The following is an 11702-nucleotide window of genomic DNA, read 5'->3' as shown; positions in this document are numbered from 1 at the left end:
GTATAGCCCGGTCACTATACTTGAAGAATGAAATGATGAAAGAATAGGGGCACGCCCTAGTAGAAAGAATGAGACTATCTAAAAAGTTCCCAATCTAGTTTTACAGAAAATACATTAGAATATATCGCGGCGCTCTGATCACCTATGTCTGTGAGTGCATAATCTACGTGAATACCTTTGTACTTAAAACCTACTCCAATGTTAGGCTGGAAGCCCACTGTAGTACTATTATCAAGTGCTGTGAGTTCTTGGAAATTACCTACACCTGCTCGCACATACACCAGCTCTGCATAGCCAAATTCAAGGCCTAGGGCAGGAGTAGCACTTACAGACGAGCTAGAAATGATATCATTAGTTTGAGTAAATCTAAAATTCATATCCAGTTCTGCTCTTAAGGAGTAGTCGTAATGGAAAATCCACTGTCTTCCCATACCTATTTGAAGTTTTGGGATGGTGATTTCTGTTTTTTCTGGAAGTTCTTGATTTTGCCCTTCTACGGCATCGCTTATGGTAGCAAACTCCTCTTCATCTATGCTCCACGCATTTACGGTAGTGGTAATATCACGCGCCATAAGCCCAAAATCCCAGTCGCCTCTCTTAAATTGTAATCCTACATCAAGGCCAAAACCCCAACTATTTGCAAAGTCGCCTATCACACGACGTACCACCTTTGCATTCACCCCTAGATTTAAACCATCTAGTGGCAGCGCGCGGGCATAAGAGACCGTTAAGGCGTAGTCTGAAGTAGAAAATAAGCTTATACGATTGTAATCTATATTACCTTGATCATCTATGAGCTGTGTGGTATTTAAAATATCGTCTACCCCAAACCTTATGATAGAAATACCTACGGCACTTTTATCATCTAGTGGTTTTGCAAAGCCTATGTAGTCGTAGTTTGCAATGTTTGCAAAGTAAGATGCGTGCATTAATGAGATCTGGTTATCTTCTAGATTCACTAGCCCTGCAGGATTCCAGTAGCCCGCATTTACATCACTTGTACTTGCCACCACAGCATTACTCATACCAAGAGCGGCAGCGTCTACACCAATATTCAAAAATTCATTTGAGTAAGAACGTACCGCTTGAGATGCGGCAGTCATTGTAATAAGTATAGATAGTATGGTAAGCGATTTTTTCAATAGCAGGATTTGTGAGACAAATATCTCACTTTTAGTACACATTGTAAACAATAAAACCGTCTAGATATTGCCTGTAGTCACATAAGTATAGATATCTTCCCTATTTTTACCGAAAATTATAAAATGTCTATAAAGAGTTACGTACCTAATGCCATCACAATGGGCAACCTTTTAAGCGGTTGTGTCGCAGTCGTATTTGCTGTAAATGACAGGCTTGAACTTGCTGCAATATTTGTAGCTCTTGGGATTTTCTTTGATTTTTTTGACGGATTTTTTGCGCGTATTCTCAATGCCTCTAGTGAGGTAGGATTGCAACTAGACTCACTGGCAGATATGGTAACAAGCGGCGTAGTGCCTGGTGTGGTAATGTATCAACTGCTAGAAGATGCTAGCGGCATCCCTTGGGGAGCGGCACTTGAAGAACAGCACTTTCACTTAGGGTATATAGGATTTGCAATAACGATGGCTTCGGCATATAGGCTAGCAAAGTTTAATGTAGATGATCGCCAGACTAATTCTTTTATAGGACTTCCTACGCCTGCAAATACCTTATTTATACTAAGCTTGCCACTTATATTAATGTTTGAGGAGTACGCTTTCGCGAAAGCGTTATTAGAAAACCCATATGTCCTTGTATTACTTACCGCATTAAGTTGTTTTATGCTCAATGCAGAACTTCTTTTATTTGCTTTAAAGTTTAAAAACTGGTCTTTTGGCCAAAATAAAGTGCGCTATTTATTCTTACTTGCAAGTGTATTACTACTGGTGTTCTTTCAATTTTTAGGAGTTCCTTTCATTATTATCTTATACATTCTTCTTTCCTTAGTTTTTAGGGAGCAATCATAGGTCTAGCTTATTTCAAGCTATTATCTTTGTGAAAAATTTGAACACAATGGATAATCAAGAAATAAGAAATCTCGAGCCAAAAGCTCTCTGGAATAAATTTGCCGATCTTAATGCCGTACCACGACCTTCTAAAAAGGAGGAACGTGTGATTGCGTTTATGAAAGATTTTGGTACTAAACTAGGTCTAGAAACGATAGAAGATGAAGTAGGCAATGTGATCATAAGAAAACCAGCTACTGCAGGTCACGAAGATAAAAAGATGATTGTGATGCAGTCACACCTTGATATGGTGCATCAAAAAAATAATGATACCGAGTTTGATTTTGACAATCAAGGTATTGAGATGTATGTAGATGGTGACTGGGTACGTGCAAATGGTACTACACTAGGAGCAGATAATGGTCTTGGAGTGGCGACCATAATGGCTGTGCTTGAAAGTACTACAATAGAACACCCTGCTATTGAGGCGCTTTTTACAATAGATGAAGAGACTGGAATGACAGGAGCAATGGGTCTTAAGGGAGGAATTCTTAAAGGCGATATCTTACTTAACCTTGATACAGAAGAAGATGATGAGATAGGTGTAGGTTGTGCAGGTGGTGTAGATATCACGGCTACACGTAGCTATACAGAAGAAGGTCTAGATGACGGTCTTGTAGGATATGAAGTGAAAGTGGCTGGTCTTAATGGGGGTCACTCTGGGATGGATATTATAAAAGGCCTAGGTAATGCAAATAAGATGATGAACCGTCTCTTATACAATGCTGCAGAAAATTTTGAAATTCGTATATCTAGTATAGATGGCGGTAGTTTACGTAACGCGATACCAAGAGAGAGCGTAGCTATCATAGCTGTAGATGAAAATCAGAAAGCTGCTTTTGAAGCAGATTTTACAGATATGGCGGCAGCAATACACGGTGAGTATGCTTCACTAGAAAAAGAGTTAGAGCTATCTATCAAGCAAATAGCTCTCGATGATAACGTGATGAGCCTTGAGTCACAAAGCCAGTTGCTCAAAGCTATCTACGCGGCACATAATGGTGTGTACAGGATGAGTCCAGATATAGCAGATCTGGTAGAGACATCAAATAACATAGCAAGAGTTATCGTAAAAGAGGGTAGTATAAAAATAGGATGTCTTACTCGCTCATCTGTAGATAGCTCTAAAGATGATCTTGCAAATACACTTACAGCTACTTTTGAACTTGCAGGTTTTGATGTAGCGCTTTCTGGAGATTATCCAGGATGGGCACCTAATATGGATAGTGCCATTTTAAAAGTGCTTGAAGCAAAGTATAAAGAAATAAATAATGAAGCTCCGCACGTAGCTGCTTGTCACGCAGGATTAGAGTGTGGTATTTTAGGTCAAAACTATCCTGAGATGGATATGATATCTTTTGGACCTACTATAAAAGGAGCGCACTCTCCAGATGAGAGAGCAAGTATCTCAAGTGCTCAGAAGTACTGGGATTTTGTTATTGAGATTTTAAAAGATATACCGGTGGCTTTGTAAGTTACTTGTGTTTATATATAAAAAAAGGGAGTCATTATTATGACTCCCTTTTTTTATGCTCGTAAGATTTGCGCTTACTTAACAATTTCTAATAATTCTATTTCAAAGACCAGGTCAGACTTAGGAGGGATAGCTCCTGGGTAACCTTGCTCTCCGTATCCTAAGTGATAAGGGATGAACAATGTTGCCTTGTCACCTACAGACATCTTCTGGAGTCCTTCTTTAAAACCAGCTATAAGTCTAGCCTCAGGGCTGTATAGTGTTTCTAACGGGTTGTATTGCCCTACAGCTTTACGGCGCTCGTCTAGTTTATTGTTTTTCTCTGCGATTTCTGCACTACTAGTGTCAAAAAGTTCTCCCGTTGTAAAATATCCAGCGTACTCGACTTTTACTTTTTGACCTGTATTAGGTTGTACACCTCTTCCTTTTTTATCAAAGAAGATGGCAAGACCGCTTGGTAAATTTTCTGCCTTGTCTCTTTTTGCAAAGATTTCGGTTTTCTTACCTGCAAATTGTTTTGCACGTTCTTCGGCTTCTGCTTTTTGTCTCTCTTCAAAAGCAGCAAGCTCTTTTGTAAATGTCTCTGCAGCGTTATAATTTTTTACAGCGCTACCTTTACGTATGATGTTTACTTGTTGGATATAAACAGAGTCTTTTGGTTTTCCGGCTCTTGGATCTGTCATAGGTACATCAGCAATAGCGTCTATTACTTTAAGACCATCTACTACCTGCCCCCATACAGTATGACAGCTTACACGTGGGTTCTCACAGTTTTTAAGATCGCCATTTGCATCATACCCATCAAGGTGTGGTGTCGCTTTATGAGTGATAAAAAACTGACTTCCGTTTGTGCCGTAACCAGAGTTTGCCATAGAGAGTGTCCCTACAGAGTCGTGACGACGCTCTGGAGATAACTCGTCAAAAAATTTGTAACCTGGCCCGCCAGAACCTGTTCCTTGTGGGTCACCACCTTGTATCATAAAGTCCTTTATAATTCTATGAAAGGTAAGACCATTATAAAAAGGCTTCCCAGCATAAGCACTATCTACTAGAGGGTGTGTACCCTCTGCTAGTGCAACAAAATTTGCCACAGTAGCTGGAGCATCTTCATAATAAAGCTCTGCAACGATGGTTCCCTTATCTGTTACAATCTCTGCATACAGACCATCGTTTAGATCTGGATACTTGTCGTTGCAAGAGAAAAGTGATAAAATGACTGCAATTAATAACATACCTGTTTTTTTCATTGTTAATGATTTACTTAATCGTTTGATTGGTTTTTAATTTCTAGCAAAGTAACGGTACTACGCACCGGAGTATTGCTGGGCACTCTGTTTTCAACACCATAATAGCCATAAGCTTTATGGCTAGGAAAAAGAAAAGTTACTGTCTCTCCTTCTTTCATAAGTTTAAGACCCTCTCTTATACCAGAAATGAGGTCTTGATTGCTTTGGTCTATTTGAGTAACCGTATTACCTATCTCTTCTTGAGATACAAGTACCTTGCCATTTATAGCGGCAATATTGTAATTAAATAATACGAGGTCTCCTACCTGAGGTGTAGGTTTTGATAAGGTGTCTTTTTGCACATATGTATACCAAAAACCACTAGCCGAACTTTGATAATCATTTATGCTATCAGACTCAATAACTTTTTTTAAAGCTTTCTCTTCTTGAGCAACACGTTCTATATTACGGGTGATAGTTTTTGTCTTAACATAAGACCCAGATTTTTGAGTAACTGGCCTCCTTGCTACAGTTTCAGAACAAGAGATGGTAAGTAGTGCTATACAAAATATTACAAATGTGTATCTCATTGTGTTAATTGTTCTTTATATGAAGGTAATAATGCTTTAAACTGCGCTACGGTTTCTTCAAGAGATTCATCACTTTTACCTCCTGCTGCATTTGTATGTCCTCCACCGTGGTAATGTGCTCTTGCTAGTTCATTTACAGAAAAATCACCTTTAGAACGCAGTGACATTTTAATAATACGGTCTGCTTTATTTTCTATAAATATAACGGCAAATATAATGCCCTCTAGTGAAAGACAATAATTTACAAACCCCTCAGTATCTCCTTTTTGAAATTTATGATCATCCAGTTCCTTTTGTGATATGGTGATGTATGCCGTACGATACTCACGTAAGACTACAAGATTGCTTAGTGCAACGCCTAGTAGTTGTAGTCTAGACTCGCTATTAGTGTCATAAATGTTTTGATGTATCTGGTCATTATTTGCTCCTTTCTTAATAAGAGCAGCAATTACCTCGTGCGTTGTAGCTGTGGTAGACGGAAATCTAAAAGATCCCGTATCTGTCATAATACCTGTGTATAGACAGCTAGCCATATCTGCAGTAATCACATCCTCATCGCCTAGTGATTTTATAAAGTGATATACCATCTCACAGGTACTACTCATACTTGTGTCACTATAGGTTACAGCCGCATAAGTGTCTGGCTGCTGGTGATGGTCTATCATTATAAAGGGAGCACTTACTTTATCCAGCTCTGCCTCAAGGTCGCCTGCACGTGAGAAGTGGTTAAAGTCTAGTGTAAAAATAAGATCTGCTGTTGTGATAGCTTTTCTCGCATTGCCTGTATTTGAAGTGTAAAATAATACATCACTATCTCCCGGAAGCCATTTTAAAAAATGTGGATACTCATTAGGAGCAACGACTACAGCCTGGTGTCCCTTTTTATTAAGGTATGCTGCAAGGGCAAGCGTGCTTCCCATTGCATCTCCATCTGGGTTTTTGTGGGGTATAATGGCAATTTTTTTTGAGTTAGAAAGTAACTCTTTTGTGGTTGTAATTTGCGTAGGATTCATAGATAGCGAAGATACAATTTCTCTTGTGCTTGTTTTCGGCTTGTGATTAATTATTTGGAATTTTAGGTAGTTGTAAACTTAATATTGTGATAACATTAAAAATCGGTATTTTTGCACGCGATTTCAAGAAGGTATTTGCGCTTTCGCGAAAACAAATAAGTTATTCTCACAAATGTGAGGGTTTTTGACAACACAAATTGCTTAGGCACATAAACGTACAGCCTTTGCAGAAAATGAAAGATATGACAAATAGAACTTTTACAATGATTAAGCCTGATGGCGTTGAGAATGGACACATCGGAGCAATTTTAGAAAAAATCACTGCTAGTGGTTTCCGTATCGTAGCGATGAAGCTTACTCAAATGACAAAGGCAGATGCTGAGACATTTTATGCTGTACACAATGAGCGTCCATTCTTTGGAGAGCTTGTAGAGTTTATGACACGCGGACCTATTGTTGCAGCGGTACTTGAAAAAGAGAACGCAGTAGCAGATTTCCGTACTTTAATAGGAGCTACTAACCCTGCAGATGCTGCCGAAGGTACTATACGTGCACTTTATGCAACTTCTATGGGAGAAAATGCAGTACACGGTTCTGATAGTGATGAGAATGCAGCTATAGAAAGCGCTTTTCACTTTGCTGGACGTGAGATGTTTTAATTGCTAGCGCAGTTACAAACTACCATATAAGGTGTTTTACACCATACTTTAAAACCCTCTCTATAACGGAGAGGTTTTTTTATGCCTTGATTTTTTTTGCGTTAAGGATAGTAGCGGTTACCCCACAGGAGTGAAGCAAGTGGAGGGACGACACTTGTGTAGCGACGAGGAGTATGAGCGTATAGCCTGCCTCGTAGAGGAACGCCCAAAATTGCCAAAACAACTTCATAACTGTTGGTTGTAGAACGATAAAAATGAGATTTACAACGTTTGAAATTGCGTTAATGTATATCTATTAATGTAATAGCAAATAAATTAATTAATTATAGCTATTTTTGCACCGCCAAAAACACGGCATTAATACAACCTATTATGGACATAAGGAATATCGCGATTATCGCCCACGTAGACCACGGTAAAACAACCCTGGTAGACAAAATTATGTATCACTGTGAGCTTTTTAGAGAAAATGAGTCTAAAGGTGAGCTTATATTAGATAACAATGACCTGGAGCGTGAGCGCGGGATTACTATTACTTCAAAAAACGTTTCTGTAACCTACAAGGGTACTAAGATTAATATCATTGATACTCCTGGTCACGCCGATTTTGGTGGAGAGGTAGAGCGTGTTTTAAATATGGCAGATGGTGTGTGTCTACTTGTAGATGCCTTTGAAGGACCTATGCCACAAACACGTTTTGTATTACAGAAGGCAATAGATCTTGGTCTTAAGCCTTGTGTGGTTGTAAATAAAGTAGATAAAGAAAACTGTACTCCAGAGGAGGTACACGAGAAGGTTTTTGACCTTATGTTTGAACTAGGTGCCGAAGAGTGGCAACTAGACTTCCCTACTGTATACGGAAGTGCAAAAAATAACTGGATGTCTGACGACTGGCAGAAGGAAACAGACTCTATCGAGCCATTATTAGAAATGGTGATGGAGCACATACCAGTACCAGAAACTAAAGAAGGAAACACGCAGATGCTTATCACATCTCTAGACTTCTCTTCTTTTACAGGGCGTATCGCAATAGGACGTCTTAACCGTGGTGAGCTTAAAGAAGGTATGCAAGTATCTCTTGTAAAGCGCGATGGTACTATCAAGAAAACTCGTATCAAGGAGCTTCATACTTTTGACGGTTTAGGTCGTATTAAAGTAGAGTCTGTACAAGCAGGTGATATCTGTGCGATTGTAGGTCTTGAAGGATTTGAGATAGGTGATACTGTAGCAGATTTTGAAAACCCAGAAGGTCTTGCAACGATTGATATTGATGAGCCTACAATGAGTATGTTATTCTCTATTAACGATTCTCCTTTCTTTGGGAAAGACGGAAAGTTTGTAACATCACGTCACATTAAAGATCGTCTTACTAAAGAACTAGAAAAGAACCTTGCCCTACGTGTACACGATACAGATAGTGCAGATAAGTTCTTAGTATATGGTCGTGGGGTAATGCACCTTTCTGTACTTATCGAGACAATGCGTCGCGAGGGGTATGAATTACAGATAGGACAGCCTCAAGTAATTATAAAAGAAATAGACGGTGTAAAATGTGAGCCGGTAGAAGAGCTTACTATTGACCTTCCAGAAAATGTTTCTGGTCGTGCAGTAGAGTTTGTAACAATGCGTAAAGGTGAGATGCTTTCTATGGAAGCAAAAGGTGAGCGTATGATTATAGAATTCTTAATCCCATCACGTGGTATTATAGGATTACGTAACCAACTTCTTACTGCTACTGCTGGAGAAGCAATTATGGCACACCGCTTTAAAGAATACCAGCCTTTTAAAGGTGATATCCCTGGACGTATTTCTGGATCACTTGTATCTATGGAAAACGGTACGGCTATCCCTTACTCTATAGATAAACTTCAAGATCGTGGTAAGTTTTTCGTATCACCTGGTGAAGATATCTATGAAGGTCAAGTAATAGGTGAAAACTCTCGTCAGGATGATATGAATATCAATATCACAAAAGCAAAGAAGCAGTCTAACGTACGTTCTTCTGGAGCAGATGATAAGGCTAAGATTGTACCTGCAATTAAGTTCTCACTAGAAGAAGCACTAGAATATATTCAGAAAGATGAGTATGTAGAGGTAACTCCTAATCACTTAAGACTACGTAAGATTTTCTTAAAAGAAGTAGACCGTAAGCGTAACAAGATTGCTTAAGGATTTAGTATTCTTATAAATAATAAACCCCGCTCTATAAGAGTGGGGTTTTTTTTGCGCTATCGCGAAAGCGATATATAAATACCTTTATTTTTTTAAACCAAGTATGCTGAAGAAGAAGCTAAAGAGAATGGTCTGTACTCCGAGCAACATAATAGTCACAGCCGGTACAACTACCCGCAAAGTACCATAGCCTGTAAGATCTCCAAAATTTACGGACTTCCAGTTGAGGTATGCATACATAGTTGCACCTAGAGCAACCAGTATGAGTATAAAACCTACTATGAGTCCTTTCTCAAGCGTAAGTATATCAAATAAGGAGTCATATTTTTTAGATTTAGGTAAGAGTTCATTTTCTACCGTATAAATCTTTGTGAGTCCATAAAAAAGCAATAGTTGAAAACCTATGAGAAAAGCTGCACAACTATATAACAAAGTATGCACGCCTAGGGTGATGCCTCCTAGACCTAAAGGCCCAATAATTAAAAGTGTGCTTAACACAGATCCTACTATCATTAAAGAAATTCCTGGGATCATAAACAACCAGCTAGGGCTGTACAGTAATAAGAACCGTAAGTGCCTCCAGCCATCACTCCAGGTGTTAAGATGAGGCGGTCTCGTTCTACCATCTGGAGAGAGTATTGTAGGTACTTCTGCGATGGCCATATTTTTAAGGCTTGCTTTTACAATCATCTCTGAGGCAAATTCCATTCCAGTAGTCTGTAAATCCATAGCGATAAAGGCTTCTTTGCTAAAACCTCTCAGCCCACAATGAAAATCACCTATATTAGATTTAAAAAATAACCTGCCTAAAAACGAGAGCACTGGATTACCTAGGTACTTATGTAAAAAGGGCATAGCTCCTTTTTTAATTCCTCCCTTGAACCTGTTACCCATTACAAGGTCATAACCTTCTCTTAGTTTTATTAAGTAAGGCATAAGAGTAGTAAAATCATAACTATCATCCGCATCACCCATTATTATATAAGTTCCTTTTGCTGCTTTTATTCCACCCTTAAGTGCGCTGCCATAGCCTCTTGCGGGTACATCTATGACCTTTGCACCATTTGCTATCGCAATAGCTTGTGATCCGTCTGTACTTCCATTATCACCTATGATTACTTCGCCTTGTATGTCATTAGTTTGTAGAAAATCATTTGCTTTTTTTATACAAGTCTCAAGTGTTTCTGCCTCATTGAGACAAGGCATTACGATACTAAGTTCTATACTCATTTTCATTAGGTTTTGGGTTAAAAAGAAGCAAGCACATAAGTGTCGCTAGCACATAATTATAAAACAGGTAACGTTGTATGGAGTGGCAAGCAAGCCCCACAATGAGTGCGTTAGAAAATAGTAAAAGTCCTGAGAGTACGATAAACGTATGCTTTTTGTTTGGATTTTTTATAAACTTGATAAAGCCATATATAGAAACTATTAGTAAGAATATGAGGATATATATAGATGTAAACCCGTGTTTTACTCCTTCCCAGTATATAGCTAGATAAGTCTTCCAATTATTTGTAATGAGAGTGTATGTTAAGGTCTTTGCTGTTTGTTCAGCTGGGATGGAGCTATAGTGCGGAGTGTTATCTATATGTTCAAAATAATCTCGAGCCTTTTTATGAAAGTTCTGATTACATATAACAGGGAAGTTATTGTGAAAAACCATATAACTTTCTTCGAGTGTACCAGTAGCTTGCTGGTGGGTGAGTCCCAAGCTGTCAATAGTATTATATGATGCAGTAAACAAGTGTTTTGCGTGCTTATCTGGTATAGATATGCTGTCTGATGCTTTTGCAACATATAAAGGTAAAGTCGAAATATTTACGTAGCTGTAAGGAGTGGTCACAAAAAAGCCGTGCACAGCTTTATGATAGGAGGCATCAATTATTTTTGAAGCAATAGGCGAGAGCGCTAGTAATAAGAAATGAAGTGCGACAACCGTCTTTTTAAATTTTTTGTTTCTAGCATATAGTGCATATACTACTGCAAAGATGGGGCCTACAATAATAAATTGTCCTCTAGTAAAACAAAGTGCTAGAAATATCACTAAGGTGAGCAAGAGGTCAGACCTTTTATTACTAACTATAAATTGTATAAAGTAATTAATCATCCATAAATAGAGTGGGTACGCCAGTCCTTCTGATGTTAAGTTATGCGCCGTAAGTAATGGGGGAAAGTAGGGAAGTAATAGTGGTATGAGCAGTAGGTAATCACTATGCCAAGACCATTTTATTACCCTTTGTAATGTTTTAAAAATTGTACCTATAGCGAGTCCTCCTAATATTACTTGGGCTATAACAATAAATTCTTTGTAATGATTTGTACTTATAAACTCCCAGCCTCGTAACCATAAGGTATACATAGGGAATCGTTTCATATCAACTCTATAATAACTCGCCGAGTCAAAAGACCATATAGCATTACTCATCATATAAGCTATAATTAAAGCCAAAATGATTAAGAGGTTAGGTAAATACTTTTTGACAGATTGTGTCATAGTTACTCAGACAGGCAATGGTTACTATAATTAAACGTTCATAA

At 38.5% G+C, this 11702-nt stretch carries 10 protein-coding genes; 4 read left to right on the top strand and 6 right to left on the bottom strand.

The genetic code is table 11. The annotated features are described in order from the left end of the window. Positions 1-74: 74 nt before the first annotated feature. Positions 75-1142, bottom strand: coding sequence for a PorV/PorQ family protein (locus ABVM49_RS00170; protein ID WP_405202534.1), 1068 nt, complete (start codon positions 1140-1142; stop codon positions 75-77). Between the two features lie 123 nt (positions 1143-1265). Here ABVM49_RS00170 and ABVM49_RS00165 point away from each other — a divergent pair, with 123 nt between their 5' ends. Further along, on the top strand, positions 1266-1988 hold the full coding sequence (locus tag ABVM49_RS00165; RefSeq protein ID WP_405202533.1) for a CDP-alcohol phosphatidyltransferase family protein: 723 nt from the start codon (positions 1266-1268) through the stop codon (positions 1986-1988). 46 nt (positions 1989-2034) lie between these two features. Further along, positions 2035-3501 carry an aminoacyl-histidine dipeptidase gene (locus tag ABVM49_RS00160; RefSeq protein ID WP_405202532.1) on the top strand — a complete coding sequence of 489 codons (1467 nt, stop codon included), beginning with the start codon at positions 2035-2037 and terminating at the stop codon, positions 3499-3501. A gap of 74 nt (positions 3502-3575) precedes the next feature. Here ABVM49_RS00160 and ABVM49_RS00155 read toward each other — a convergent pair whose 3' ends face one another. From ABVM49_RS00155 to ABVM49_RS00145, 3 genes are read right to left on the bottom strand one after another with little or no spacing between them, the layout of a single operon-like run. Then, a complete protein-coding gene (locus tag ABVM49_RS00155) occupies positions 3576-4748 on the bottom strand; it encodes a peptidylprolyl isomerase (protein WP_405202531.1) in 1173 nt (390 codons plus the stop codon). A gap of 14 nt (positions 4749-4762) precedes the next feature. Beyond that, positions 4763-5317: a gliding motility-associated peptidyl-prolyl isomerase GldI gene (gene gldI / locus ABVM49_RS00150; RefSeq protein WP_405202530.1), complete on the bottom strand. Its 555-nt coding sequence runs from the start codon at positions 5315-5317 to the stop codon at positions 4763-4765. Then, positions 5314-6330 (bottom strand): bifunctional oligoribonuclease/PAP phosphatase NrnA, encoded by a 1017-nt coding sequence (locus ABVM49_RS00145; protein ID WP_405202529.1) that lies wholly within the window; start codon positions 6328-6330, stop codon positions 5314-5316. Before ABVM49_RS00145 ends, gldI begins: the two co-directional genes overlap by 4 nt. A 242-nt stretch (positions 6331-6572) precedes the next feature. On the opposite strand from ABVM49_RS00145, the gene ABVM49_RS00140 reads away from it, so the two are divergent. Together ABVM49_RS00140 and typA are read left to right on the top strand one after the other, a co-directional pair. Continuing rightward, positions 6573-6989 (top strand): nucleoside-diphosphate kinase, encoded by a 417-nt coding sequence (locus tag ABVM49_RS00140; protein ID WP_035329086.1) that lies wholly within the window; start codon positions 6573-6575, stop codon positions 6987-6989. Positions 6990-7361: 372 nt separating this feature from the next. Further along, complete coding sequence (gene typA / locus ABVM49_RS00135) at positions 7362-9158, top strand: translational GTPase TypA (RefSeq protein WP_038600188.1); 1797 nt, start codon at positions 7362-7364, stop codon at positions 9156-9158. An 87-nt stretch (positions 9159-9245) separates the two neighbouring features. Here typA and ABVM49_RS00130 read toward each other — a convergent pair whose 3' ends face one another. Beyond that, complete coding sequence (locus ABVM49_RS00130) at positions 9246-10391, bottom strand: glycosyltransferase family 2 protein (protein ID WP_405202528.1); 1146 nt, start codon at positions 10389-10391, stop codon at positions 9246-9248. Next, the gene (locus tag ABVM49_RS00125) at positions 10375-11613 is read right to left on the bottom strand and encodes a hypothetical protein (RefSeq protein ID WP_405202527.1); all 1239 of its coding nucleotides are present in this window, start codon (positions 11611-11613) and stop codon (positions 10375-10377) included. Before ABVM49_RS00125 ends, ABVM49_RS00130 begins: the two co-directional genes overlap by 17 nt. Positions 11614-11702 lie beyond the last annotated feature (89 nt).

The sequence above is a fragment of the Dokdonia sp. LLG6352-1 genome (assembly GCF_045055815.1).
Lineage (GTDB): Bacteria > Bacteroidota > Bacteroidia > Flavobacteriales > Flavobacteriaceae > Dokdonia > Dokdonia donghaensis.
Note: the sequence above shows the minus strand (reverse complement) of the source record. Positions and strands in the feature narration are given on the sequence as shown.

Excerpts from the sequence above, each read along its gene's own strand:
- ABVM49_RS00165 (WP_405202533.1), top strand. The coding sequence starts at position 1,266 with ATGTCTATAAAGAGTTACGTACCTAATGCCATCACAATGGGCAACCTT.
- ABVM49_RS00160 (WP_405202532.1), top strand. The coding sequence starts at position 2,035 with ATGGATAATCAAGAAATAAGAAATCTCGAGCCAAAAGCTCTCTGGAAT.
- ABVM49_RS00155 (WP_405202531.1), bottom strand. The coding sequence starts at position 4,748 with ATGAAAAAAACAGGTATGTTATTAATTGCAGTCATTTTATCACTTTTC.
- gldI (WP_405202530.1), bottom strand. The coding sequence starts at position 5,317 with ATGAGATACACATTTGTAATATTTTGTATAGCACTACTTACCATCTCT.
- ABVM49_RS00145 (WP_405202529.1), bottom strand. The coding sequence starts at position 6,330 with ATGAATCCTACGCAAATTACAACCACAAAAGAGTTACTTTCTAACTCA.
- ABVM49_RS00140 (WP_035329086.1), top strand. The coding sequence starts at position 6,573 with ATGACAAATAGAACTTTTACAATGATTAAGCCTGATGGCGTTGAGAAT.
- typA (WP_038600188.1), top strand. The coding sequence starts at position 7,362 with ATGGACATAAGGAATATCGCGATTATCGCCCACGTAGACCACGGTAAA.
- ABVM49_RS00130 (WP_405202528.1), bottom strand. The coding sequence starts at position 10,391 with ATGAGTATAGAACTTAGTATCGTAATGCCTTGTCTCAATGAGGCAGAA.